Below are 24,742 nucleotides of genomic sequence, written 5' to 3' on the forward strand. Positions count from 1 at the left end.
AGCCTGGGCCGTTGGCCGAGCGGGCAAGTTGCGCTTATGGGCAGCTGTAATGGCCTATTTCGAAGCCCAAGCCCGCGACCTTGCCGACCTTGCCGAGCGGAGCCGCGCGCGGCGCCTGACCAAGCGGGCCGGACGGGATTTCTCCTCGAACGATTATCTGGCGCTGGCCAGCGATCCCGAACTCGCGGTGGCGGTGCGGGGCGCCATCGACGCAGGCGTACCGATCGGATCTGGCGGATCGCGGCTGCTGCGCGGCAATCACGACGCGCATGAACGGCTGGAGGCCGAGGCCGCGACCTTTTTCGGGGCGGAGAGCGCGCTCTATTTCTCGACCGGCTATGCGGCAAACGCGGCGCTCCTCGCCACCCTGCCCCAGCGTGGCGACCTGGTCGTGCACGATGCGCTGGTCCATGCCAGCGCGCATGAAGGGACGAGGCTGAGCCGGGCCGAGGTGCGGTCCGCCGGGCATAACGACGTCGGCGACTTCGAGGATGCGATCCTGGACTGGCGGCACGAAGGTGGCGTCGGTCGCGTGTGGATCGCCGTGGAGAGCCTCTATTCGATGGACGGCGACCGCGCACCACTCGATGCGCTCGCCGCGCTGGCTGACCGGCACGAGGCAATCCTGCTCGTGGATGAGGCGCATGCCACCGGCGTGTTCGGCGACTCCGGCCGCGGACTGGCCGCCGGGCTGGCCGGGCGCGAGAACCTCATCACGCTGCACACCTGCGGCAAGGCGCTGGGCTGCGAAGGCGCGCTGCTCTGCGGGCCACAGGTGGTGCGCGACTTCCTGGTCAATCGCGGGCGCGCTTTCATCTTCTCGACTGCGCCCTCGCCGCTGATGGCGGAAGCGGTGCGCGTGGCGCTCAGGCTGATCGCCGAGCCGGAGCGCCGCGCACGGCTGCATGCGCTGATCGCCAGGGCTGAGGCGCTGCTCGCTCCGGTGGACGTGCAGGCGACGGGATCGCAGATTCTTCCGCTGGTGCTCGGCGAGGATGCGCGGACAATGGCGGCGGCGGCGGCATTGCAGGAACGCGGCTTCGATGTGCGCGGCATCCGCCCGCCAACGGTGCCGGCCGGCACCTCGCGGCTGCGCATCTCGGTGACGCTCAACGTGCGCGAGGACGATGTCGCCGCGCTCGCCGATGCGCTGGGGAGCCTGGCATGCGGATAGTCGTCACCGGCACCGATACCGATATCGGCAAGACCGTGTTCGCCGCCGGCCTGGCCGGGGCACTGGGCGCAAGCTATTGGAAGCCGATCCAGAGCGGGCTCGATGGCGGTAGCGACGCCGAGCGAGTCGCGGCACTGGCGGGCGTGGCGGTGCTGTCCGAAGCCTATCGGCTGACCACGCCGAGTTCGCCGCATCTCGCGGCCGAGATCGACGGCGTGACGATCGACCCCGAGCGGCTGATGCCGCCGCAGATCGATCCCTTTGTGGTCGATCCGCTGGTGATCGAGGGCGCGGGCGGCGTGCTGGTGCCTGTTACGCGCGAGCTGCTCTATGCCGATTTGTTCGCGCGATGGGGCTTTCCGACCGTGCTGGTCGCGCGGACGAGCCTGGGGACGATCAACCACAGCCTGTTGTCGATCGAGGCGCTGCGTGCACGCGGCGTGCCGATCCTCGGCCTCGCCTTTGTCGGCGAAGCGAATGAGGACAGCGAGGCGACGATCGCTGCGACTGGCAAGGTCCGCCGGCTCGGGCGGCTGCCGATCCTCGCCCCGCTGAACCGCGACGCGCTTTCCACTGCCTTCGCCCAGGCCTTCGACCTCAGAGACTTTCAGGCATGACTTCGCCCGTCTGGCACCCCTTCACCCAGCATGGCCTGAACGAGCCGATCCCCGAAGTGGTGCGCACCGAGGGCGCGGCGCTGCATACGAAGGACGGGGGGCGCTTCGTCGATGCGATCTCGTCCTGGTGGGTGACGACGCATGGCCATTGCCACCCGCGGATCATGGCCGCGATCGCCGAGCAGGCGGCGCGCATGGACCAGATCATCTTCGCCGGCTGGACGCACGAACCCGCTGAGACGCTGGCGCGCGAATTGGTGGCGATCACGACCGAACCGCTAAGCCATGTCTTCTACTCGGACAGCGGCTCGACCAGCGTCGAGGTCGCGCTGAAGATGGCGCTCGGCTTCTGGGACAATCGCGGCGAGCCCCGTCACCGCATCGTCGTGATGGAGCATGGCTATCACGGCGATACGATCGGCGGCATGTCGGTCGGCGCGCGCGGGGTGTTCAACCGGCCCTATCAGCCGCTGCTGTTCGACGTGGCGACGATCCCCTTCCCCGAACCCGGCCGCGCCCAGGCGACGCTCGACGCGCTCGAGGCGCAGTGCCGGGAAAAGCCCGCCGCGTTGCTGGTCGAGCCGCTGGTGCTGGGCGCCGGGGGCATGAAATTCTATTCGGCCAGCCTGCTCGCCGAGATGCGCAAGATCTGCGCGGCGCACGGCGTGCTGTTCATCGCCGACGAAGTGATGACCGGCTGGGGGCGCACCGGCACGCTGCTCGCCTGCGAGCGGGCGGGCGTGGTGCCCGACATACTCTGCCTGTCCAAGGGGCTGACCGGCGGTGCGATCCCGCTGGCGGTGACGATGGCGACCGCGCCGATCTTCGACGCGCATCTCTCGGACGACCGCGCGCGCATGTTCTTCCACTCGTCGAGCTACACCGCCAATCCGATCGCCTGCGCCGCGGCCAATGCGAACCTGGCGATTTGGCGCGAGGAGCCGGTGCTCGATCGCATCGCCGACCTGGGCGACCGCCAGCAGGACCGGCTCGACCGGCTCAGCCAGCATCCGCTGATCCGCAACCCGCGCCGGCTAGGTACGATCGTCGCAGCGGAGATCGGGGCGGGCGAATCGGCCTATCTCGATTCGATGGGGCCGCGGCTGCGCGCCTTCGCGCTGGAGCGCGGCGTGCTGCTGCGGCCGCTGGGCAACACGCTCTATGTGATGCCGCCCTATTGCATCGAGGATGGCGATCTCGACGCGGTCTACGCGACGGTGACGGAATTTATCGAGCGGGAGCCCCGTATGGGGGATTTATTCGCGTTCTAGAAAGCGAATGGTGCTGCCGGTGAGGATTGAACTCACGACCTCAGCCTTACCAAGGATGCGCTCTACCACTGAGCTACGGCAGCACTCGCTCGAACGGTCCGGCGGGTGCCGGGTCCCAAGCGGGAGCGCGCCTATGTGCTTGGGGACGACCGATTGTCAACCCGCGTACAGGCGGTTTATCGCAGGAACATGAGCGAAGCGGAAAAGAAAGCCCGGCTGGCGGAAGCGTTGCGGGCCAATCTGAGGAAACGGAAGGCGCAGGCGCGTGAGCAGGCCGCTGTCGGCGACCTGCTCACGGACTCGCCTGCCGATTCAGGCGATTCTCAGAGTGATCCGAACCAGAGCGAGGCGCCCTCGGCCGCATCATAGGCGTTACGCGCGATTGCGTGCGGCCCCTGAAGGTACATCGCCATCGCCACCGCGCCGGCCAAGAACCACATCACCCGATAGGTGCGGTTTTCGCTTCTAACCATTTATACTCGTCCCCGCTCAGCTGCGGTCCCAAAACCCGCATAACTTCAGCATGATAGGCATTAAGCCAGGCGAGTTCCTGCTCGGTTAGCAGAGATGGTAAAATTAGCGTTCGCTCTATCGGCGCGAAGGTCAACGTCTCGAAGCCGAGCATTTGTTGTTCCGCACCCGAAATCAACTGCTTGGTGACCAGCACCAGGTTCTCGATCCGGATGCCGAATTCCTGCGCTTTATAGTAACCCGGCTCGTTCGACAGGAACATGCCCTCGCGCAGTGACTCAAGGCTCTGGCCGCCGGGATAAAAGGGCTGCGCGATACGCTGCGGGCCTTCATGCACTGACAGATAGGAGCCGACGCCGTGGCCAGTGCCGTGGCCATAGTCGAGCCCGACTTCCCAGAGCGGGCGCCGCGCGAAGCTGTCGAGCTGGGCGCCGGTGGTGCCGTCGGGGAAGATCGCGGTGGCGATGGCGATATGGCCCTTGAGCACGCGGGTGAAGCGGTCCTTCATCTCCTCGCTCGCGCTGCCCACCGGCATCACGCGCGTCACGTCGGTGGTGCCGTCGGCATATTGGCCGCCCGAATCGACGAGGTAGAGCTGGCCTAGCTCGATCGGCAGGCTCGATTCGTCGGTAACCTTATAGTGCGGGATCGCGCCGTTCGGGCCGGTGGCCGAGATCGTGTCGAAGCTCAGGTCCTTGAGCACGCCGGTCTGGTCGCGGAATTCGCGCAGCTTGTCGGCGGCGGACATTTCGGTGAGGCCACCCTGCGGCGCGGTTTCCTCGAACCATTTCAGGAAGCGGCTGAGTGCGGCACCGTCACGCGCCTGCGCCGCTTTCTGCCCGGCGATCTCGGCGGGGTTCTTCACCGCCTTGGCGAGGATCACCGGATCGCGCAGCGGCAGCACCTTGGCGCCGCCGGCATCGAGCGCATCGAACACCGCAGCGACCGCGCTGCCCGGATCGGCGGCGACGCGCTTGCCGGCAAAGCCCTGGAGCGCAGGAGCGAATGCGCTGCGGTCATGGATACGGATCGCATTGCCGAGATGCTTGCGGACTTCGTCGGTGACCTTTTCGGGCGCGACGAAGAAATCGGCGGTGCCGTCGGCATTGACGATCGCATAGGCGAGCGCGACCGGCGTGTGGCTCACATCAGTGCCTCGGATGTTGAACGCCCAGGCGATCGAATCGAGCGCGGAGAGGACGACGGCGTCGGCCTTGCGCTCGGCCAGCCAGTCGGCGATCTCGGCGCGCTTGGCGGGCGAGGACTTGCCGGCGAGGTCGTCGGTCTGCACCGCGAGCGTCGCGTCCGACGGGGCGGGCTTGTCGGGCCATACCGCGTCGATCGGATTGGTGTTCACCGCGACCAGCTCGGCGCCCTTCTCTGCCAGCGCCTTCTTCGCTTCTTCGACCCAGGCGCGGGTGTGCAGCCAGGGGTCATAGCCGATCCGGCCGCCCTCGGGCGCATGCTTGCCAAGCCAGGTGGCGATGCTGGTGGCGGGCACGCCGACATATTCCCAATCGTCGGCCGAAACCTGCTGGCGAACCTGGAGCGTGTAACGCCCGTCGGTGAAGATCGCGGCTTCGCTGGAGAGCACGACCGCACTGCCGGCCGAGCCCTGGAAGCCGGTCAGCCAGGCGAGGCGCTGGGCATAGGCGCCGACATATTCGGACATGTGCTCGTCGGTGAGGGGCACGACGAACCCGTCGAGACGGTCGCGCTTCAGCTGCTCGCGAAGAGCCTTGAGGCGGTCGGCATAGCTGGACATGGGAACTCACTCTTAGCTGAAATCTATGGGGCTGCTTTGCGCCGATATTCGGCAAAAGTCACACCTTGGGCTATCGCTTCGGCGATGACCCATTTCCCTTTGCCCCGCACCGACCTGGCCACCCCCGCCCTGCTACTCGACGTCGCGGCGATGGACCGCAATATCGCGGCGATGGCGGGCTTCGCGAAGGAACGCGGGCTGGCGCTGCGGCCGCATGCCAAGACGCACAAGAGCGGCGAGATCGCGCGGCGGCAGGTCGCGGCGGGTGCCGTGGGCATCTGCTGCGCCAAGCTGGGCGAGGCCGAGGCGCTGGCGGCGGACGGGGTGGGCGATATCCACCTCACCTCGCCGGTGGTGACCACGGGCGGGATCGCGCGGGTGACTGCGCTTGCGGCGAAGATCCGGCTTTCGATGGTCGCGGACCACCCGGACGTGGTGCGGCGGCTGGCAGGATGCGGGGCGACATTCTTCATCGATGTCGATCCGGGCAAGCATCGCACCGGGGTGACTTCGCCCGAGGCGGCCGTGGCGCTGGCGCGGGCGATCGCAGAGGCGGGACTGCTACTCGGCGGGGTGCAATATTATTGCGGTTCCGAGCAGCACATCACGACTTTCGCCGACCGGCACGCCGCGATCGTCGAGAAGACCGACTATCTGCGCACCGTGCTGGCGGCGCTCAAGGATGCGGGATTCGCGATTCCGGTGGTGACCGGCGCGGGCACTGGTACTTTCGCGATCGATGCGGAGTTGGGCGTGCTCACCGAACTGCAGGTCGGCAGCTACATCTTCCTCGACCGCGAATATCGCGATTGCGAGCTGGCGGGGCCGGTGTTCGAACAGGCCTTGTGGGTGGATTCCACCGTGGTCAGCGCGAACACGCCCGGCATGGTGACGATCGATGCGGGATTGAAGTCGTTCGCCACCGATGCCGGGGTGCCCATAGTCGCGACAGGCACGGCCCGCTTCGCCTTCATGGGCGACGAGCAGGGTGCGCTGATCGGCGAGGACCTGCCGGGTCTGGCGGAACGCGTTACGCTCGTTCCGCCACACTGCGACCCGACGGTAAATCTATACGACGCCTATCACCTGGTGGACGGCGGGACGGTCACCGGCGCGTGGCCGGTGACCGCCAGGGGCCGTTCCACCTGAAGGTCTGTGCGCGGACCTAGCGGCGGACGTAATAACAGCGGTTCTTGGCGCTGATCGTGCGATCGATCGCGCGGCCGCCAAAGGCACCGCCGACACCGCCGACTGCTGCACCGAGCAGGCCGTGGCCGATGATCGCCGGACCGGCGAGCACGCCAACCGCGGCACCGCCGATCAGGCCGGCATGACCCGGCGAATGGCGGCACTTCTTGTAATAGGCACGCGACTTGGTCGACTTGCCCTTATAGTGAGACTGGGCCGAAGCAGGGGCCATCGGAATGGCCGCAACGGGCATGGCCAGCGCAAAGGCGCTGAGCGTGGCAATCATCTTACGCATGACACTCCTCCTGCGTTGATCAGGACATGTGGGGACAACCTGCATGGACACAGGAGAGTTGCATGAACTGAAAACAACAATGCGTTCATCGCATGCGCCGGGGATCGTTCGGCCCTGACAAGGCATTGAAAGGAGATGGACCGGCAGGCTGGCATCTCTACGCCGCGCGAGCGGCTGGGCGGCGCATTTGGTGCGCTGGCCATGGTCGCGTTGCTTGGCTGGCTGCTGCTGAGCGGACTGACCGTGCGCATCGGCGGCGCGCAGGTGCCGGCGTTGCAGCTGCTGCGCTTCACGATACCACCGCCTCCCCCTCCCGAACCCGAGGTGGCACCCAAACCCAAGCCGCAGGCACCCAAGGAAGAAGGCAAGGCCTCGCCCCCCAACAAGGTTTCGCGCGCCACCGAAATCGTTGCGCCGGTCTCCGCTCCAACGCCGCCGCCTTTGCCCGCCGCGCCCAAGCCGGCGCAGGGGAACGACGCCAGCTCGGGCAATGCGCCGATCGCAGGGCCGGGCACCGGCGCAGGCGGTGTCGGCGACGGCACCGGAAGCGGCGGTCGCGGAAATGGCGCGGGCGGCGGTGGCGGCACGATCCTGCGGCTGCTCCGCGGCGACATCACCGGGCGCGACTATCCCAAGGCGGCGGCGGAGGCGGGCGCGCAGGGGACGGTCGCAATGCGCTTCACCGTCGGCGTGGACGGACGCCCGAGCGATTGCCGGGTGACGCGATCGAGCGGCAATGCCGATCTCGACGAGACGACCTGCCGGCTGATCCTCAAGCGCTTCCGCTACGAACCCAGCCGCGATGTGCGCGGCAGGCCCTATGCCGATGTGGTGACGGGTGAGCAGGAGTGGCAGCTCTACGACCGGCCGGACCGCTAGCGCCCCAGCTTCTCCACCAGGAAATCGACGAACACCCGCACTCGCGCCGGGCGCGTGGCACCGCCGACATAGAGCGCATGGATGTCCTCGCGGTCGCCGGGGTTGAACGGCTCGAGCAGCGCCAAGAGGCGCCCCGCGGCGATATGGTCGGCCACGTTGAAGCTACCGACACGGGCGATACCGACCCCGTCGAGCGCGAGCTGGACGAGCGTCTCGCCATTGTTCGCCTCGATATTGCCGCCCACCGGCAGCGCATAGTCGCGCCCATCCTGGCGAAAGGGCCAGACCGGCTCGGCGCGGCGGAAGTTGAAGTTGAGGCAATTGTGCGCATGGAGGTCCTCGGGGACCCGGGGTGTGCCGTGGCGGGCGAGATAGGCGGGCGAAGCAACGATGGACCGGCCCGTTTCGCCGATCTTGCGCGCCGTCAGCAGGCTGTCGGCCAGAGGCCCGAAGCGGATCGCGACATCGGCGCGGCCGCCGGCGACATCCTCGAGCATGTCGCTCAGGCTGATGTCGACCAGTATCTCGGGATAGCGCGCGACGAATTCGCCGAGCAACGGCACGATCGACAGCCGGCCATGCGCGAGCGAGGCACTGACCCGAAGGCGACCGCGCGGCGAGGCCTGGTCGGCCAGCTCGCCCTCGACCTCGGCGATGTCGGCGAGGATGCGCTGGGCGGCGTGGAGATAGGCATCGCCCTCGGGCGTCAGCACCAGCCGCCGCGTGGTGCGGGTGATCAGGCGGACGCCGAGCCGCGCCTCGATCCTGGCCAGCGCGCGGCTCACCGCCGACGGGGTGAGGTCGAGCCGGCGCGCGGCGGCGGACAGGCTGCCCTCGCGCACGGCCGTGACGAAGATCTCCATCTCGCCCGAGCGATCCGCATGGGTACGGCTCATTCGTGATTCCAGCGCATAGATGCTTCCCCTTTTGGGTATCTACCGGAAGGCGGAGGCACAGTCCATTTACGCAGCTGCATAAATCGGAGCCTGCCATGAGTCCCCGCCTCGCCCTTACCGCGCTCGCCATCGGTGCCTTTGGCATCGGCGTCACCGAATTCACCCCGATGGGCTTGTTGCCCGTGATTGCCGGCGACCTGGGCGTCTCGATCCCCACCGCCGGGCTGCTGGTCAGCGCCTATGCGATCGGCGTGCTGATCGGCGCGCCGCTGATGACGCTGACCACCGGGCGGGTCCCACGCCGCACCTTGCTGATCGCGCTCGCGGGCATCTTCACGCTCGGCAATTTGCTGGCGGCGGTCTCGGACAGCTATGCGATGCTGATGGCGGCGCGGATCGTCACTTCGTTCAATCACGGTGCGTTCTTCGGCGTCGGATCCGTGGTCGCCGCCGGGCTGGTCGCGCCCGAGCGCCGTGCCGGCGCGATCGCAACGATGTTCATGGGCCTGACGATCGCGACGATCGGCGGCGTGCCGCTCGCCACCTGGGCGGGCGAGGCGTTCGGCTGGCGCGCGGTATTCGCCGGGATCGCGGCGATCGGCGTGGTCACGATGATCGCGCTGCGCCTCTTCGTCCCCGCCCTCCCCGGCTCGAAGGATGCCGACATGATGGCCGAGCTGCGCGTGCTCGGCCGCGGCCCGGTTCTGTTCGCGCTTGCCCTGACCATGGTCGGGTTCAGCGCGATGTTCACCGTGTTCACCTACATCGCGCCGATCCTGCGCGAGGCCTCGCACGCCTCGACCGGTTGGGTGACCGCCGCGCTGGTGCTGTTCGGCATCGGGCTGACCGCCGGCAACTGGCTGGGCGGGCGCTATGCCGACAAGTCGGTCGACAAGGCGCTGATCACCATGATGGCGGCACTGGCGGTGCTGCTGGTGGCGTTCGCCTTCGGCATGTTCTCGCTGCCGCTGGCGATGGTCATGCTGCCGCTCTGGGGTGCCGCCAGCTTCGCGCTGGTGCCGCCGCTGCAGATGCGGGTGATGGACGCCGCGCACGAGGCGCCCAACCTCGCCTCGGCGATGAACATCGGCGCGTTCAACCTGGGCAATGCGATCGGCGCGGCGCTGGGCGGCGAAGTGATCCGCGAGGGGCTCGGCTATCCGGCAGTGTCGCTTGCCGGCGCCGCGATGGCGCTGGCCGGACTGGCGATGGTGTTCGCGCCCAAGCTGGCGCGGCGGCGGCCGGCGCTCGCCTGAACCCCTTGCGTGCCGGCGGTCGATTGCGGAGACTGCCGGTTTCGCAAAGGGGGCTTTGCCATGATCCGCATTATGTTGACCGCGACGCTGTTCGCGCCGCTTGCCGCACAGGCGCAGAACACCGGCAAATGGGAAGTGAAGGTCGCGCCGGCCGAATGCTCGCTGTTCCGCGGCGTCCAGGGCGACTCGCCCGCGTTGCTCGGGGTGCGGACGGCGCCCGGCACCGATGAGTTCGCCGTGGTAGTGAGCGGCAAGGATGTCCCCGACCGCGCCAGGGATGCACGCTTCACCGTGCAGATGCGCTTCGACGGCACCGCGCCGATCGAGGCGACCGCGACGCCGCTCGGCCGGCTCGCCGCCGGGCCGACGCTGCAGGTCGCGCCGTTCAAGCCGGCGATGCTCGACAGCTTCGCGGCGGCGCGCAGCGTGAGCGTAGGCAGCGGCACGAACAGCTTCGCCAGCTTCGAGGTGCCGCGCGCCGCCAGCGCAGTTGCGGCGCTGCGCCAGTGCATCGACGACCAGCTTGCCGAATGGGGCGCCGATCCCGCCCAGTTCGCGCCGGGCGGCACGCGCCCGGTCGCGCTCAAGGATCGCGACCATTGGCTCAGCAATGGCCAGCTGATGGGCGTCGCCGCCACCTCCAGCGCGATGGGCATCGACTATCTCTACCATGTCGTCATCGCGGCCGACGGCAGCATCGAAAGCTGCAGGCGCGACGAGGCCAAGGCGAATGACCCGGCGGAGAAGGCCGGCTGCACGCCGCTGATCGGGCAGAGGCTGTTCACCCCGGCGAAGAACCCGGCGGGCGCTCCGGTGAAGGGGGCCGCGGCGTTCCGGGTGATGGTGGTCAAGCGGCCCGGCCGCGGGTGATCGCCTGCCGCGGGGTTCGACAGACGGCCCGGCTAGGCTAAAGGAAAGCGGATGACCGATCTTCCCAAGCCGCCCGTCGCCGCCACCCGCCCCCACAGCTTCACCGCACACGGTGTCACGATCGAGGATCCCTGGGCCTGGCTCAAGGACCCCGCCTATCCGACCGTCACCGACAAGGACGTGCTCGCCTATCTCGAGGAGGAGAATAGCTTCTTCGAGAAAGTGATGGAGCCGTTGAAGCCGCTCAGCGACACGCTGTTCAAGGAGATGCGCGGGCGGATCAAGGAGGATGAATCCTCGGTCCCGCAAAAGGACGGCGACTGGCTCTACTGGACCGATTACGAGACCGGCGGCGAATATCCGCGCTGGTGGCGCAAGCCCGTCAGCGGCGGCGAGGACGTGATGATCCTCGACGAGCCGGCGCTGGCCAAGGATAAGGAATATTTCCGGCTCGGCGCCTTTTCGGTGAGCCCCGACGGCAAGCTGCTTGCCTATGCGGTGGACGATAATGGCTCGGAGCGGTTCGAGGTTCGGGTGAAGGACCTGGCGAGCGGTGCGCTGCTGGCGGACGTGATCCCCGGCATGCTTTCCGAGATCGTGTGGACTTCGGACTCGAAGGGCTTCCTCTACGGCCTCGCCAACGAGAATTGGCGGACCGACAATGCCCGCTGGCACAAGCTGGGCGAGCCGATCGAGAAGGACGTCGAGCTCTTCAAGGAAGCCGATGAAGGCTACCGCGTCGGGGTGGGCGAGACCCAGTCGCGGAAGTATCTGCTGCTCTCGACCGGCGACCATGTGACGAGCGAAGTCTATCTGCTCGACCCCGCCGATCCGTCGAAGCCGATGGTCTGCGTGTCGCCCCGCAAGCCGGGCCGCGAATATGATGTCGACGAGCATGACGGCACTTTGTTCATCCACACCAACGACACCGACCCGCAGTTCCGGCTGGTCACCGCTTCGGTCGACAACCCCGGCGAATGGGTCGAGCGGATCGGGCCGTCCAAGCATTTCTACATGACCGGCGTCACTTGCTTCGCCGACTATTTCATCGTCGAGGGGCGCGAGGACGGGCTCGATGCGATCGAGCTGCATCGCTACGACCCGGCCATCGCTCCGACCCGGCTGGCCTTCCCCGAGGCGAGCTATGTCGCCGGGCTGGGCGACAATCCCGAATACGCGATGGACAAGCTGCGCATCGGCTATGAGTCGATGGTCACCCCGGGCACCGTGTTCGACTATACCGTCGCCGACGGGACGCTCGAGACGCTGAAGGTGCAGGAGATCCCGTCGGGCTATGACGGGAGCAAATACCGCACCGAACGCCTCAAGATCGCGGCCCGCGACGGCACCGAGGTGCCGGTGTCGATCGTCTATCCCAAGGACTTCCCCAGGGACGGGACCGGCAAGCTCTACCTCTACGCCTATGGCGCCTATGGCTACGCCATTCCGCCGGGCTTCTCGACCAGCCGCATCTCCTTCCTCGACCGCGGCGTCGCCTTCGCCATTGCCCATATCCGCGGCGGCGACGATCTGGGCCAGCAATGGTATCTCGACGGCAAGCTCGAGAAGCGGAACAACACGTTCAACGACTTTGTCGACGTCGCCAAGGGACTGATCGACAAAGGCTTCACCCATAAGGGCGGCATCGCCATCGCCGGTCGCTCGGCGGGCGGCGAGCTGATGGGCGCGGTGGTCAACTCCGACCCCGATCTGTGGGGCGTCGTCGTCGCCGATGTGCCGTTCGTCGACGTGCTCAACACCATGCTCGACGAGAGCCTGCCGCTAACCCCGGGCGAATGGCCCGAATGGGGCAATCCGGTGGAGGACGCCGATGCCTTCACGCTGATCCGCTCCTATTCGCCGTACGACAACGTCTCCGCCCAGGCCTATCCGCCGTTGTTCATCTCGGGCGGGCTCAACGATCCGCGGGTCACCTATTGGGAGCCGGCGAAATGGGCCGCCAAGCTCCGCGCGACCAAGACCGACTCCAACATCCTCGTCCTCAAGACCAATATGGGCGCCGGGCACGGCGGCAAATCGGGCCGGTGGGAGAGCCTGAAGGAAGCCGCGGAGGAAAATGCCTTTGTCCTGTGGCAGCTGGGCGTGACCGCCTAGCCGCCGCCCTCCCGTCCACCTGCCGCCACCGCCCGCACCACCAGCCGCGTCTCGCGGTGGCATTGGTGGCAGAAGGCGAAATCGAACGTTTCGCTGAGCACCCAGGCCTGGGAACTGACGTCCCATTCGGCCCAGGCGTCGCGGGTGACGGCAATGCCGCCGCAACGCTCGCACGCATGTTCGACCCGAGGAGCTTCGCCGTCTGCCACGTCCGGCAGGATAGGCGATCCTTGCTCCGTTTCGGCGGCAACCCTCTCCATTTCGGACAAGGTTGCTTCGCCGTTGCGGGCCAGCCCGCGCAGGCCTAGCCTGTGCGCCTCCGACCAAGGGAGAAGACCATGCGCACCCATATGCTCGCACTCGGCGCCGCCGCGGCGCTGTTCGTTTCCGCCGCCGCCACGGCCCGCAGCAGCCACGCCGTCGCCCCCATCGCCGCCGCCGACCCGACCGCCGACGTGATCGCCGGGCGCCAGGCGGCTTTCCTGCTCTCCGCCGCGCTGTTCGGCCAGATCAAGGCGGGCGTCGACCGCGGCGACGAACCCAAGACGCTGGGCTTTGCCGCACGCTCGCTCGCCGGCTGGGCCAAGGCTATCCCGGGCATGTTCCCCGCCGGCAGCACCGCCGCCAATTCCGAGGCGCTGCCGGTGATCTGGAGCGACCGTGCCGGCTTCGAGGCCAAGGCAGCGGACTATGCCGCGGCCGCGACCAAGCTCGCCGATCTCGCCAAGGCCGGCGACAAGCCCGGCTTCGCGGCGCAGTTCGCCGTGGTCGGCGGCACGTGCAAGGCGTGCCACGACACCTATCGCAAGCCGCAGAGCCACTAGACGCGGCGCCGCTTCCGGCATCGCCGTCCCGGATCGGAACGCTGTCCCGCGCGTCCCGATCCGGCCCGGCGCCCGTTCAGCCTCCCGAAAGCGCCGCTTCGCGATTCTACGGAGCGGTGTTAACCATAATTGCTTGTGCACTGTCGCCCGGGGCAAGGGACGATGGTTCGGGGAGTAATGCCGATGCACGATTGCATGAAACGCCGCCTGCTCTACGCATCGAGCCAGGCCTATCAGCCCGCCATGCTGGTCCAGGGCCGCAATGTCGGCTGGCTCGAGGCGCCCTTCGTCGTGCGCCGCGAAACCGCGCTTGGCCAGCGCCAGATCGACCAGGCACTGGTCGGCCGCACTGCCGAGGGCGTGGTCGTGGCATTCCGCGGCTCGCTTCCCCCCTTCTTCGGCAGCGCGCATGACGGCTGGGACGTCGTGCTCGACTGGCTGAACGATGCCTTTTCGCTGTGCATCGAGGATTCGCATTATGGCGGCGGCGTACATTTCGGCTTTGCCGAATCGATGCGCCGGCTGTGGAGCGACGCGGGCTCGGGCCCCGGCGTGCGCACCGCGATCCAGGCGATGCTCGACCAGAGCCTGCTCGACCGCAAGGCACGGCGCCATATCTTCGTGACCGGCCATTCGAAGGGCGGCGCGCTCGCCAACCTTGCCGCGATGCGCGCGGCGAGCGTCGGCGAATGGAGCGACGTGCCGGTGAGCGTGGCGACGATCGCCGCGGCGCGCGCCGGCAATGCCGATTTCGCCGCCAGCTATGACCGGACCCGCATCGCCTGCCTGCGCTACGAGATGCCGGGCGATGTCGTCCCCCATCTGCCGCTCAGCCCCAATACGCCGGGCTGGGCGCGCAAGATCGCGCGCGGCGTGTTCCCCAAGCTCGCCACGGGCGATTACCGCCCGGTCGGCCTGCTGGTGACGCCGCCGCCGGCGGTGAAGGCCGGGCATCAGGCCTGGGTCGGCTCGCGCCGCCCGGTGAAGCGCCTGCTCGACCGGCGCGGCATCGGCCTCGAGGCACTGACCCCGGCGATCCTGACCGCGCACGCCATCTGCCCGGGCAGCGGCTATGACCGGCTGATCTGCGACGGCGAAAGCCTGTGCGATCATGGCGAGGGCCGGGCGCGCAAGCGGGCCTGATCGGAGGGCCGGTTTCGGCGCCGAAAGTCACGAAAGTCACGACACTCACGCGCGGGCACGCGCGCGAGGGGCATGACGCGCTCACCATTCCTCATCCGCCTCGCCCAGCGGATCGGGCAGCGTCTGCGGCGGCTCGGGCTCATAATGCCGGGCAAGCAGCGGATCAGCCGGCTCGCCATTGTCGGCCAGCTCGTCCAGCAATGCATTGAAGCGGCCCCAGGCGCCCCGGCTCGGCGAATTCGATGTCGCCTTCTTCGGGCGGAACCACTCGCTGCGCAGATGCTGGAGCAGGAACATCAGCAGCTTGTCCGAAGGCTCGCGGCTCTCGGCGACCAGCGCGCCATTCTTCCACAGCTCGCGCGTCGAACCATAGGTCGCCCGCTCGAACGCCAGCGCGGCGAGGCGCGAGACCGAGGCGAGCAGCGCATCGTCCCAGGCCCGCGCAAAGGCATCCGCATCGGCCCGGTGCCGCAACCGATAGGCCGAGCGCGCCGTGACGCCGGCGGCCTTGCAGGCGTCGGAAATGCAGCCGGTCTCGGCGAGCGCAGTGAGGAAGATCCGCTGGCGCTCGGCGGTCCAGCCGTCATGGCGGGGGCTGAGCGTTACCGGGATATAGTCCGCGAGCGGATCGGCCGGGGCTTCCGGCTGGATCGGCTGGTGGTGCATGGTGTCGACTCCTTCCTTGGTTTGAAGAGAGTCGGGCTAGATAACCATATTGGTTCGTGTAGGACAGGGTGTTTCTGCCGTACTCAAACTGCCGTTCGCATTTGTATCTCTTCCGGCAAATCGATCGCCGGAAAACAGAAGTTAATATAGCGGAACAACCATGCAATTTTTGAACGAATGCTCGCGTTCTCTGTCTTTAGCATAGGTCGAAATTTAAGCATGATATCATTTAGTTCAGCCTCCGATATCCCTGAGGCGAAATCAATGAACGGAAGACCATCATCGTCAAGTAGAAGTATATCTGAAATTTTCCCAGAAGGATAAATAAGGTCTAGCGTGTCCAAAGATATGATTATCCTAGGGTTCCTAGCAACAGCGCTCTCAAGCTGATATGCCTCAATTAATCCTTGACTAAATAATATAGTCTCGTCGTGGAAGTGCCTTCCATGACTCACACCCCCCCGGCATAGTATCCCAGCCTTAAATAGATTTGCCTGCAATTCCTTGGACAGCACAAGAAATTGCTCAAGTTTTCCAGCCTCAGGATAAAATGGAGCCGCGACGACTATACTGTCTGAGAACTGAGATATACGAGCCTCTGCGGCCTCCGCAATTGCTAGCGCCGCATGAATCGCACTTTTCAGACTAGGAAGGTGCATTTCCCCGGGAGCCGCGCTCTCGCAATCCCTTATAACAAGATCGCTAAATCCCAGTATATCTATAAACCCGACAAAGCTGAAACTGATCACAGTCGAAGATCCTCGACTTTGTTCGCGAGGTGCCCGAGTTCAGTTTTATATTTTTCCATACGATCCTGCGCTTGAGCCCAGACATTACCCTGCCACGGCACACCATCGTTGATTATTTTTGTATCAGCCTTCTCGATTCCAAATACAGGTTTCCCGGTTTCTTGCATCAAGGGCGCGAGCCCGACAAAATCTGGAATCTTTGCAACAATGCAGTTTGCGGCCGTCATTCCTCCTGAAAGAGAGACGCCAGGGATAACATTATCGAGGACTGGTTTAAGTTTTTCCTCAAATCTTCCCGGCATTCTCGAAATCCAGAGATCATAGCTTTTCTTTGGTTTACCACTCATCATTTTGAAGTTCTGGGATATTATCCCCAGGAATTCCGGGCGCCCGGGCCGAACTGGGAGGCCTTGCTCGATGAAGCTGGGAACTATCTGCTGGTGCTCAGATATCCATCGGTTAAGAAGTGTGGAAAGTGTTCCGATCGCTTGGACGTTAAAGCGGTCCGGCATCGATGGGACGAAGAACGCGTCGCATACCAGAAAACATGCCCTTGTAAGAGCGCCAGAACTTGGCCCCACGTCGATAAGAACAAAATCAATTTCATGCTTGGCAGCGAGCCGTTCGAAAAACGACCCTAGAGCAACGTAAGTACGCTTCTCATGAGTCTTATTCGAGAACCTTTGCGTGTGAGCCTCAGCCAACGAGTCTTCGATATCGCTTAAATTTACATCGCCCCGCAAAAGAAGGATGTTATCAGTAACGCTGATCAATTGGACGGTATCTACGTCAACCTCTGGCACGTCGCCGTCAATTCTTGGCCGCAATGCGTCTAGAATCGTCGATCCAGGAAGGGGCTGCGGTTCACCGGTTTCAGCCTCGGCCTCGTCAGCCTGCTGAATTACTTGGGAAATTAGAAGCTCTGTCAGATTGCACTGTGGATCGGCATCAATGACAAGAACCTTATTGCCCCTACTCGCAAGAAGATATGCAAGATTAAACGTCGTGGTAGTTTTTGAAACCCCACCCTTATGATTATACAACGTTATAGCGTGCATGTTGCCCCCCGCAGGTAGATTGCTTACCTACTTATCTGCGAGGGGTCTAAATTGGTACTTACTCCGCCGCAATCCCCGCCTTCGAGAACATGTCCGGCCCGCCCTCGCCGGCGCCGTCCTCATTCGCCACCGGGGCCTTCGCCTTCTGGCGCTTGTCGAAGCTGTCCCAGACCTCGCCCCAATTGCCGCGGGTCGCTGCCTTCGAATATTCGGTCGCGCGGGTCTCGAAGAAATTGGCGTGCTCGACGCCGTTGAGCAGCGGGGCGAGCCAGGGGAGCGGGTGCTCCTCGATCATGTAGATCGGCTTGAGGCCGAGCTGGCCCAGGCGCCAGTCCGCGATGTAGCGGACGTACTTCTTGATCTCCTTGGGGGTCATGCCGTTGACCGGGCCCATCTCGAAGACGAGGTCGATGAACGCGTCCTCGATGCGCACGGTCTTCTGGCACATGTCGAGAATGTCGTCGCGGACCGACGGGGTGAGGCAGTTGCGCTCCTTGCAGAAGGCGTGGAACATCTTGATGATGCCCTCGCAGTGCAGGCTTTCGTCGCGCACCGACCAGGACACGATCTGGCCCATGCCCTTCATCTTGTTGAAGCGCGGGAAGTTCATCAGCATCGCGAACGAGGCGAAGAGCTGCAGCCCCTCGGTGAAGCCGCCGAACATGGCGAGCGTCTTGGCGATGTCCTCATCGGTGTCGACGCCGAAGGTGGCGAGATAGTCGTGCTTGTCCTTCATCTCCTTGTACTGGAGGAAGGCGGCATATTCGGTCTCGGGCATGCCGATCGTGTCGAGCAGGTGCGAATAGGCGGCGATGTGGACCGTCTCCATGTTGCTGAACGCGGTCAGCATCATCTTGATCTCGGTCGGCTTGAACACGCGGCCATATTTCTCGTGGTAGCAATCCTGCACCTCGACATCGGCCTGGGTGAAGAAGCGGAAGATCTGGGTGAGCAGGTTGCGCTCATGATCGGTGAGCTTCTGCGCCCAGTCGCGGCAATCCTCGCCGAGCGGCACTTCCTCGGGCAGCCAATGGATCTGCTGCTGGCGCTTCCAGAACTCGAACGCCCAGGGATATTCGAAGGGCTTGTAGGTTTTGCGGGCTTCGAGAAGCGGCATGGGGATTACTCCGTGACGAACTAGAGGATTTTGAAAGCGAAGAAGGCCAGGAACAACCCGACGAAGACCAAACCGGTGATGCGCATGGTACGGGCGTTTTCGAAGCCGGGAGCGACCAGGTAGCGCAGGCCGAGGAGCAGCCAGACGCCCGGCGTGACGATCTCGCTCCAGCGCGGCGCCTCGCCCAGCCCCAGCGCGGGCAGCGGCAAGGCGAGGCGAAGCACCAGCATGCCGAAGCACAGCATCATGAACGGCAGCAACAGCACCAGCGGCAGGGCAAACCAGTTCTGCCGGGGATGCGCGGCCTGCGCCTCGAACTGGGCGAGCGTGGCGTCGATGCTGCGCAGCTCCTCGAAATAGCGGTCCGGATCGCCGGCGAGGCGCTCTGCGCGGCGCTGGCTGAGCCGGGCGACGCGCGCCTCCGGACCGAGCAGCGGTTCGAGTAGGCGGGAGACCAGCCAGCCGGCCACCAGGAACACGGCGCCGGCGACCAGCGCGGCGAGGAGGAAGGGAAGCGCGCTCATACCGCGCTTCCCACAAGCGTGAATACCGCCGCGAAGCCGCCGAGGAACAGGCCGAGCGCGAAGAGCATCATGCCGGCGATGCGCAGCGCATAGCTCGTGGCCTCGCCCTCCGGCAGGCGGAGCAGGGCGCGCGCGGCTTCGGGCTTCACCAAGGTGGTGAGGCCCGCGGCACCCGCGGCTCCGGCAATGCCGGCCATCAAGGCGAGGCTGCGCGTCATTCGTGGTCGATCACCGTGGTGTCGCCGCGGCGGACGACGCGGTCGCGGTAGACGATTTTGGTCACCTTGGTCCCGCGATTGGCGCCGACGCCGAACACGCAGATGCCGAGGAAATAGCCGAAGTCGTACCAGCCGCCATTATTGGGCACGGCGTAGACGGCGACGTCGGGCGCGATCAGCGAGAGGAACCACGCGACCGGGAAGATGAAGCCGTGCCACAGGCCGAGCAGGAAGCCGGGCGCCGCGGGCTCGACGGCGCTCGGCAGCTGCTTCGCGCAGGCGGCGAGCAGCAGGAAGGCGGCGAGGCCCAGCGTGCGGACGGGTGCGCGGAAGTGCTTCATGCGATCCCCCTTTCGGGTGAGTGACAGATGGTGCGCGGGCCTGCATCGTTTCGCCGCCGCGCGCGTTGTGCGTGCGAACCATTCCCCCAAGGAGAACGCAGATGACCGACGCGAGTGCAATCCAGGAGCATATGGAAGTGATCGGCGCCGACGGCGTGCATGTCGGCACTGTCGACCATGTCGAGGGCGACCGGATCAAGCTGACCAAGAAGGACAGCGGCGCCGAGATCGAAGGCGCCGAGGGCTCGCATGCCGGGCACCATCATTATGTCTCGATCGGCCTGGTCGCCGGCGTCGAGGGCGACAAGGTGCGCCTCTCGGCCAATGCGGACGTCGCGGTCGAGATCTTCGAGGAAGAGGCCTGAGCCGCGCTTTCCCTCTCCCATCGGGAGAGGGAGGGAGGCGCGCAGCGCCGGAAGGGTGAGGGCAGCGTCGTTCACGCAGCGGTGCCCTTTTCCTTGCCCGAAGCAAGTGCAGAGGAAACGGCAGCCAGCACGCCGTCGAGATTGCCGATCACATCGTCATTGGCGAAGCGGATCACACGGAGGCCCTCGGCAGCGATAACCGCCGTGCGGGCAGCGTCGCGCTGCGCTGCATCGGCATGGGTATCGCCGTCCACTTCAATCACCAAAGCCTCCGAAAAGCATAGAATATCCGCAAAGAACGGACCGACCGGAGCCTGATGCCGCCATTTGCGCGCCGGGAAGGCCTCACGCAGCGCCCGGAGCAACCGACGCTCGGGCTCGGGCGCCTCGCGCCAGAGCTGCCGCGCGCGAGGTACCGTTCCGATCGGTTGGTCCGCGTAAAGGCGCATCTGCCCTCACCCTTCCGCCGCCTTTGGCGGCTCCCTCCCTCTCCCAAAGGGAGAGGGAAATTAGCTCACTGGCAGGCCAGGCACTCATCGTAGTCGGTCGATTCGCCGAGGTTGAACTGCGGCTTGTCGATCGTGTTGTCGGCCTCCACGCCACCCGCGAAGCCGGCGCGCTGCACCGACTTGGAGCGGAGATAATAGAGCGACTTGATGCCGAGCTCCCAGGCGCGGAAGTGGAGCATCAGCAGGTCCCACTTCTCGACGTCCGCCGGGATGAACAGGTTCAGCGACTGCGCCTGGTCGATATAGGGCGTGCGATCGCCGGCGAGCTCGAGCAGCCAGCGCTGGTCGATCTCGAAGCTGGTCTTGTAGACGTCCTTCTCTTCCGGCGAGAGGAAGTCGAGGTGCTGGACCGAGCCGCCCTGCTCGAGGATCGAGTTCCACACCGCATCCGAGTTCTTGCTCTTCTCGCTGAGCAGCTTCTCGAGATACGGGTTCTTGACCGAGAACGAGCCCGACAGCGTCTTGTGCGTGTAGATGTTCGCCGGGATCGGCTCGATGCACGCCGAGGTGCCGCCACAGATGATCGAGATCGACGCGGTCGGCGCGATCGCCATCTTGCAGCTGAACCGCTCCATCACGCCCATATCGGCGGCGTCGGGGCACGGCCCGCGCTCGATCGCGAGCTGCATCGAGGCTTCGTCGACCTGCGTCTTGATGTGCTTGAACATCCGCAGGTTCCACGACTTCGCCATCGCGCCTTCGAACGGGATGTTGCGGGCCTGGAGGAACGAGTGGAAGCCCATGACGCCAAGACCGACCGAACGCTCACGCGCGGCGGAATAGGCGGCGCGCTCCATGCCGGGCTCGGCGCGGTCGATATAGTCCTGCAGGACATTGTCGAGGAAGCGCATCACGTCCTCGATCAGCGTCTTCTCGCCCTTCCACTGGTCCCAGGTCTCGAGGTTGAGCGACGAGAGGCAGCACACTGCGGTGCGCTCATTGCCCAGATGATCCTTGCCCGTCGGCAGCGTGATTTCCGAGCAGAGGTTCGAAGTCGAGACCTTGAGGCCCAGATCGCGGTGATGCTTGGGCATGTTCGAGTTCACGTGATCGGCGAACACGATATAGGGCTCGCCGGTGGCGAGACGGGTCTCGACCAGCTTCTGGAACAGCGCGCGGGCATCGACGCGGGCGCGCTCCGACTGGTCCTTGGGCGAACGCAGCACCCATTCCTCGCCGTTGCGCACGGCTTCCATGAACGCGTCGGGGATGAGCACGCCGTGGTGGAGGTTGAGCGCCTTGCGGTTGAAGTCGCCCGACGGCTTGCGGATCTCGAGGAACTCCTCGATCTCGGGGTGCGAGATGTCGAGATAGCAGGCGGCCGAACCACGGCGCAGCGAGCCCTGCGAGATCGCGAGCGTCAGCGAGTCCATCACGCGGACGAAGGGGATGATGCCGCTGGTCTTGCCGTTGAGGCCGACCGGCTCGCCGATGCCGCGGACATTGCCCCAATAGGTGCCGATGCCGCCGCCGCGCGAGGCGAGCCAGACATTCTCGTTCCAGGTGTCGACGATGCCGTTCAGGCTGTCGGGCACAGAGTTGAGGAAGCACGAGATCGGCAGGCCGCGGCCGGTGCCGCCGTTCGACAGAACCGGGGTGGCGGGCATGAACCACAGCTTCGAGATATAGTCGTAGATGCGCTGGGCGTGGCCGGCATCGTCGGCATAGGCCGAGGCGACGCGGACGAACAGGTCCTGGAACGACTCGCCGGGCAGCAGATAGCGGTCGCGCAGCGTCTCCTTGCCGAACTCGGTGAGCAGCGCGTCGCGCGAATGATCGACCTCGACGTCATACGCCTGGGGCGCGACGGCCTTGGAATCATTCTTCTTGCGCACCTTCACGCTCGCCTTGGCGTCCTCGGCGGCCGACTTCGCCGCGCTGGCAGCCTTCGCGGCGCCATCCGAAGCCGTCTTCGCGGCGGCGTCAGTGGCCGTCTTCGCGGCGGTGGGGGCTTCGGTGACGGTATCGTTCACGCTGTTTTCCGTGTCCCTGAATTCCATGTGTCTCACCCCTGACAAAGCGTACCGGCCAATCCCCGAGGGGAGGCACCAACATCCGACTCAAGGGGCTGCCGATCATAGCATCGGCTCTACTGCGCGCGAAGAACAAAACATGTCCATCGCACTCAGTCTCAGGCACGAGTCGACCTGTTCCGCATATGGGTATGCGGCGGCGATCCCACCAGTGCTTGAGCTTGCCCCTCAGTGCAACCACAACAGATTGTGCCAAACCGAGTCCGGACACAAGATGGGAAATGGTTAATGTCCACAACGTTTCGTCGCTAAAAAGAGTCGCTTCACAGCACCTGCGCAGGTGCTGCAATGCCGCGACGCGCGGACTTTCCTAGGGTTCTCGAAAGGCAAGGGGACAAACGCCGAATTTATATTTTTTTCGTGTGGAGGAATCGACGCGACCACAAGCGGTTGTGGTCGGTCGCTGAAAGCCACCACAGATGGTGACTTTCGCCAGCCGCAACGCGGCCACCCCATTTCAGGCAGGGCGCCCGGCGGATCGGGGACTTCCCCCGTTCATTCCTGGTGGCAAACCCCGATACCGCCGCTTTGGCACAACCCTATCCTTCCAGTGAAATCCGGACTCGGAAGCAATTGCTGTCGCTCGAGAGCGTGCGCCCCGAGCCGGATCGAACACGGACCAGCGGAAGGAGCGACCACGATGCCTGCCAAGAAGCCAAATATCCTCGTCATCTGGGGCGACGACATCGGCATGTGGAATGTCGGTGCCTATACCCATGGCATGATGGGGGAGACCCCGAACATCGATCGCATCGCCAAGGAAGGCTGCATCTTCACCGATCACTATGGCCAGCCGAGCTGCACTGCCGGCCGCGCCGCCTTCGTGATGGGCCAGATGCCGGTGCGCACCGGCATGACGACGATCGGCATCCCCGGTTCGCCGCGCGGCATCCAGAAGGAAGACCCGTCGATCGCCGAGGTGCTCAAGTCGGCCGGGTACAAGACCGGGCAGTTCGGCAAGAACCATCTGGGCGACCGCAACGATTTCCTGCCGACCGCACATGGCTTCGACGAGTGGTTCGGCAACCTCTATCACCTCAACGCCGAGGAAGAGCCGGAGGAGCTCGACTATCCGGGCCAGAAGGATCCCGAATACAAGAAGAAATACGGCCCGCGCGGCGTCATGCACGCCTGGGCGACCGACAAGGACGACCCCACCGACGACGGCGTGTTCGGCAAGCGCGGCAAGCAGAAGATCGAGAATACCGGCCCCCTGACCCGCAAGCGGATGGAGACGTTCGACGGCGAGGTGCTTGAGCACACGATCGACTGGCTCGATCGCAACAAGGAGGGCCCGTTCTTCTGCTGGTTCAACACCACCGCGATCCACATCTTCTCGCACTCGCCGAAGAAGTATATCCAGATGGCGGTCGACGAGGGCCGCGCCGAGGAGGACGTGGTCCGCGCAAAGATGCTCGAGCATGACGAGCAGATCGGCGTGCTGCTCAAATGGCTCGACGACAATAATCTCGCCGACGATACGATCGTGATCTACTCGACCGACAACGGCAACGAGATGGCCTTCTGGCCCGACGGCGGCTACGCGCCGTTCCGCGGCGAGAAGGGCACTACTTGGGAAGGCGGCGTCCGGGTGCCGATGCTGGCGCGCTGGCCGGGCAATATCCCGGCAGGCAGCAACTGCAACGGGCTGCAGAGCCATGAGGACGTCTATGTCACGCTCGCGGCAGCGGCGGGACTGACCGACATCAAGGAGAAGCTGCTCAAGGGCACCAAGCTCGGCGACAGCGCGCTCACCTACAAGGTGCATCTCGACGGCTTCAACCAGCTCGACATGTGGACCGGCAAGAGCAAGGTCTCGGCCCGCAAGGCCTATTTCTACTATGACGAGACCGAGCTGACTGCGGTGCGCGTCGGCAACTGGAAGATGCATATCGGCGTGAAGAAGGACGGCAGCTGGTGGAACGCCAAGAGCTATCCCTCGGTGCCGTACATCTTCAACCTGCGCATGGATCCGATGGAGAAGATGGATCCGGAGAGCGAGGAATGGGGCTATATCGGCCGCAAATTCTTCGCGTCGAAGTTGTGGGCGCCGACTGCGGCGACGCCCTATATCGCCGAGCATCTCAAGAGCCTGCAGGCCTATCCGCCGCGCCAGGCAGCGGACACGCTGAGCATGCACAAGGCGCTCGAGACGGCGATGCACAAGCTCGAGAATGCCAGCGCGAGCAGCAACTGACCACCGCCGAGCGACGAGAAGAAGGGGGACGGCGCTGCCGTCCTCCTTTTGCGTAGCTGCTCCCGCTTCCGCTTGCCGCTCGAATGGGGCAGTTGCAGCTAACGCAACCGAGCGTTGCCGATTGCGCGATATTCAATCAAGGTTGCGCCCGTCTAGAGGCAGTCCTTTGGCGGATCGTTCCGCCGCGAGCGGGATTATGTC

26 protein-coding genes and 1 tRNA gene are annotated in these 24,742 nt (G+C 65.2%); 12 read left to right on the forward strand and 15 right to left on the reverse strand.

From position 1 onward, the window contains the following. The first annotated feature begins 49 nt into the window (after window positions 1–49). The 3 genes from HZY97_RS09150 to HZY97_RS09160 are packed head-to-tail and all read left to right on the forward strand — an operon-like array spanning window position 50 to window position 3,062. On the forward strand, window positions 50–1,174 hold the full coding sequence (locus tag HZY97_RS09150; RefSeq protein ID WP_180142765.1) for an 8-amino-7-oxononanoate synthase: 1,125 nt from the start codon (window positions 50–52) through the stop codon (window positions 1,172–1,174). Further along, a complete protein-coding gene (bioD, locus tag HZY97_RS09155) occupies window positions 1,165–1,791 on the forward strand; it encodes a dethiobiotin synthase (RefSeq protein WP_180142767.1) in 627 nt (208 codons plus the stop codon). The genes HZY97_RS09150 and bioD overlap by 10 nt, the downstream gene beginning before the upstream one ends. Continuing rightward, window positions 1,788–3,062, forward strand: a complete 1,275-nt coding sequence (locus HZY97_RS09160) for an adenosylmethionine--8-amino-7-oxononanoate transaminase (RefSeq protein ID WP_180142768.1) — start codon at window positions 1,788–1,790, stop codon at window positions 3,060–3,062. Before bioD ends, HZY97_RS09160 begins: the two co-directional genes overlap by 4 nt. Before the next feature lie 8 nt (window positions 3,063–3,070). Here HZY97_RS09160 and HZY97_RS09165 read toward each other — a convergent pair. From HZY97_RS09165 to HZY97_RS09175, 3 genes are all read right to left on the reverse strand, one after another. Beyond that, window positions 3,071–3,145 (reverse strand) — tRNA-Thr (locus HZY97_RS09165). Window positions 3,146–3,385: 240 nt separating this feature from the next. Beyond that, the gene (locus tag HZY97_RS09170) at window positions 3,386–3,535 is read right to left on the reverse strand and encodes a hypothetical protein (RefSeq protein WP_180142770.1); all 150 of its coding nucleotides are present in this window, start codon (window positions 3,533–3,535) and stop codon (window positions 3,386–3,388) included. Then, complete coding sequence (locus tag HZY97_RS09175; RefSeq protein ID WP_180142772.1) at window positions 3,502–5,298, reverse strand: aminopeptidase P family protein; 1,797 nt, start codon at window positions 5,296–5,298, stop codon at window positions 3,502–3,504. The genes HZY97_RS09170 and HZY97_RS09175 overlap by 34 nt, the downstream gene beginning before the upstream one ends. Window positions 5,299–5,382: 84 nt before the next feature. Here HZY97_RS09175 and HZY97_RS09180 point away from each other — a divergent pair, with 84 nt between their 5' ends. Then, complete coding sequence (locus HZY97_RS09180; RefSeq protein ID WP_180142774.1) at window positions 5,383–6,447, forward strand: DSD1 family PLP-dependent enzyme; 1,065 nt, start codon at window positions 5,383–5,385, stop codon at window positions 6,445–6,447. A 16-nt stretch (window positions 6,448–6,463) separates the two neighbouring features. Here HZY97_RS09180 and HZY97_RS09185 read toward each other — a convergent pair whose 3' ends face one another. Continuing rightward, complete coding sequence (locus HZY97_RS09185) at window positions 6,464–6,781, reverse strand: hypothetical protein (protein WP_180142776.1); 318 nt, start codon at window positions 6,779–6,781, stop codon at window positions 6,464–6,466. A 135-nt stretch (window positions 6,782–6,916) separates the two neighbouring features. On the opposite strand from HZY97_RS09185, the gene HZY97_RS09190 reads away from it, so the two are divergent. After that, window positions 6,917–7,660, forward strand: coding sequence for an energy transducer TonB (locus HZY97_RS09190; RefSeq protein WP_180142778.1), 744 nt, complete (start codon window positions 6,917–6,919; stop codon window positions 7,658–7,660). On the opposite strand, the gene HZY97_RS09195 is transcribed toward HZY97_RS09190, so the two are convergent. Then, on the reverse strand, window positions 7,657–8,556 hold the full coding sequence (locus HZY97_RS09195; protein WP_180142780.1) for a LysR family transcriptional regulator: 900 nt from the start codon (window positions 8,554–8,556) through the stop codon (window positions 7,657–7,659). The two genes, HZY97_RS09190 and HZY97_RS09195, sit on opposite strands and share 4 nt — an antisense overlap. A 95-nt stretch (window positions 8,557–8,651) precedes the next feature. Here HZY97_RS09195 and HZY97_RS09200 point away from each other — a divergent pair, with 95 nt between their 5' ends. Genes HZY97_RS09200 through HZY97_RS09210 form a run of 3 tightly spaced genes read left to right on the forward strand, consistent with a single transcriptional unit; the run spans window position 8,652 to window position 12,797 of the window. After that, complete coding sequence (locus tag HZY97_RS09200) at window positions 8,652–9,812, forward strand: MFS transporter (RefSeq protein ID WP_180142782.1); 1,161 nt, start codon at window positions 8,652–8,654, stop codon at window positions 9,810–9,812. 60 nt (window positions 9,813–9,872) lie between these two features. Beyond that, the gene (locus HZY97_RS09205; RefSeq protein WP_180142784.1) at window positions 9,873–10,682 is read left to right on the forward strand and encodes a hypothetical protein; all 810 of its coding nucleotides are present in this window, start codon (window positions 9,873–9,875) and stop codon (window positions 10,680–10,682) included. Between the two features lie 51 nt (window positions 10,683–10,733). Next, window positions 10,734–12,797, forward strand: coding sequence for a S9 family peptidase (locus HZY97_RS09210; RefSeq protein ID WP_180142786.1), 2,064 nt, complete (start codon window positions 10,734–10,736; stop codon window positions 12,795–12,797). Here the strand turns inward: HZY97_RS09210 and HZY97_RS09215 are convergent. Then, a complete protein-coding gene (locus HZY97_RS09215; RefSeq protein ID WP_180142788.1) occupies window positions 12,794–13,066 on the reverse strand; it encodes a hypothetical protein in 273 nt (90 codons plus the stop codon). The two genes, HZY97_RS09210 and HZY97_RS09215, sit on opposite strands and share 4 nt — an antisense overlap. A 69-nt stretch (window positions 13,067–13,135) precedes the next feature. Here HZY97_RS09215 and HZY97_RS09220 point away from each other — a divergent pair, with 69 nt between their 5' ends. After that, complete coding sequence (locus tag HZY97_RS09220) at window positions 13,136–13,621, forward strand: cytochrome c (RefSeq protein ID WP_180142790.1); 486 nt, start codon at window positions 13,136–13,138, stop codon at window positions 13,619–13,621. Between the two features lie 195 nt (window positions 13,622–13,816). Next, window positions 13,817–14,764, forward strand: a complete 948-nt coding sequence (locus HZY97_RS09225; protein WP_180142792.1) for a lipase family protein — start codon at window positions 13,817–13,819, stop codon at window positions 14,762–14,764. An 81-nt stretch (window positions 14,765–14,845) separates the two neighbouring features. Here HZY97_RS09225 and HZY97_RS09230 read toward each other — a convergent pair whose 3' ends face one another. From HZY97_RS09230 to HZY97_RS09260, 7 genes are all read right to left on the reverse strand, one after another. Next, window positions 14,846–15,430, reverse strand: a complete 585-nt coding sequence (locus HZY97_RS09230) for a hypothetical protein (protein WP_180142794.1) — start codon at window positions 15,428–15,430, stop codon at window positions 14,846–14,848. Window positions 15,431–15,513: 83 nt separating this feature from the next. After that, the gene (locus HZY97_RS09235) at window positions 15,514–16,179 is read right to left on the reverse strand and encodes a hypothetical protein (RefSeq protein WP_180142796.1); all 666 of its coding nucleotides are present in this window, start codon (window positions 16,177–16,179) and stop codon (window positions 15,514–15,516) included. Continuing rightward, window positions 16,176–17,237 carry a ParA family protein gene (locus tag HZY97_RS09240; RefSeq protein WP_180142798.1) on the reverse strand — a complete coding sequence of 354 codons (1,062 nt, stop codon included), beginning with the start codon at window positions 17,235–17,237 and terminating at the stop codon, window positions 16,176–16,178. The genes HZY97_RS09235 and HZY97_RS09240 overlap by 4 nt, the downstream gene beginning before the upstream one ends. Before the next feature lie 58 nt (window positions 17,238–17,295). Then, window positions 17,296–18,354, reverse strand: coding sequence for a ribonucleotide-diphosphate reductase subunit beta (locus HZY97_RS09245; RefSeq protein ID WP_180142799.1), 1,059 nt, complete (start codon window positions 18,352–18,354; stop codon window positions 17,296–17,298). 20 nt (window positions 18,355–18,374) lie between these two features. Then, window positions 18,375–18,878, reverse strand: a complete 504-nt coding sequence (locus HZY97_RS09250; protein WP_180142801.1) for a hypothetical protein — start codon at window positions 18,876–18,878, stop codon at window positions 18,375–18,377. Then, window positions 18,875–19,096 carry a hypothetical protein gene (locus HZY97_RS09255; protein ID WP_180142803.1) on the reverse strand — a complete coding sequence of 74 codons (222 nt, stop codon included), beginning with the start codon at window positions 19,094–19,096 and terminating at the stop codon, window positions 18,875–18,877. Before HZY97_RS09255 ends, HZY97_RS09250 begins: the two co-directional genes overlap by 4 nt. Further along, window positions 19,093–19,437, reverse strand: a complete 345-nt coding sequence (locus HZY97_RS09260) for a hypothetical protein (RefSeq protein WP_180142805.1) — start codon at window positions 19,435–19,437, stop codon at window positions 19,093–19,095. The genes HZY97_RS09255 and HZY97_RS09260 overlap by 4 nt, the downstream gene beginning before the upstream one ends. Window positions 19,438–19,538: 101 nt before the next feature. Between HZY97_RS09260 and HZY97_RS09265 the strand changes: the two genes are divergently transcribed. Beyond that, window positions 19,539–19,802, forward strand: coding sequence for a DUF2171 domain-containing protein (locus HZY97_RS09265; protein ID WP_180142807.1), 264 nt, complete (start codon window positions 19,539–19,541; stop codon window positions 19,800–19,802). A gap of 71 nt (window positions 19,803–19,873) precedes the next feature. On the opposite strand, the gene HZY97_RS09270 is transcribed toward HZY97_RS09265, so the two are convergent. Together HZY97_RS09270 and HZY97_RS09275 are read right to left on the reverse strand one after the other, a co-directional pair. Beyond that, window positions 19,874–20,251, reverse strand: coding sequence for an endonuclease domain-containing protein (locus tag HZY97_RS09270; protein WP_180142809.1), 378 nt, complete (start codon window positions 20,249–20,251; stop codon window positions 19,874–19,876). Window positions 20,252–20,316: 65 nt separating this feature from the next. Next, window positions 20,317–22,311 (reverse strand): ribonucleoside-diphosphate reductase subunit alpha, encoded by a 1,995-nt coding sequence (locus HZY97_RS09275; RefSeq protein ID WP_180142811.1) that lies wholly within the window; start codon window positions 22,309–22,311, stop codon window positions 20,317–20,319. A gap of 673 nt (window positions 22,312–22,984) precedes the next feature. Between HZY97_RS09275 and HZY97_RS09280 the strand changes: the two genes are divergently transcribed. After that, window positions 22,985–24,541: an arylsulfatase gene (locus HZY97_RS09280; protein WP_180142813.1), complete on the forward strand. Its 1,557-nt coding sequence runs from the start codon at window positions 22,985–22,987 to the stop codon at window positions 24,539–24,541. Window positions 24,542–24,742: the final 201 nt, after the last annotated feature.

Source organism: Sphingomonas sp. R-74633, from assembly GCF_013416555.1.
GTDB lineage: Bacteria > Pseudomonadota > Alphaproteobacteria > Sphingomonadales > Sphingomonadaceae > Sphingomonas.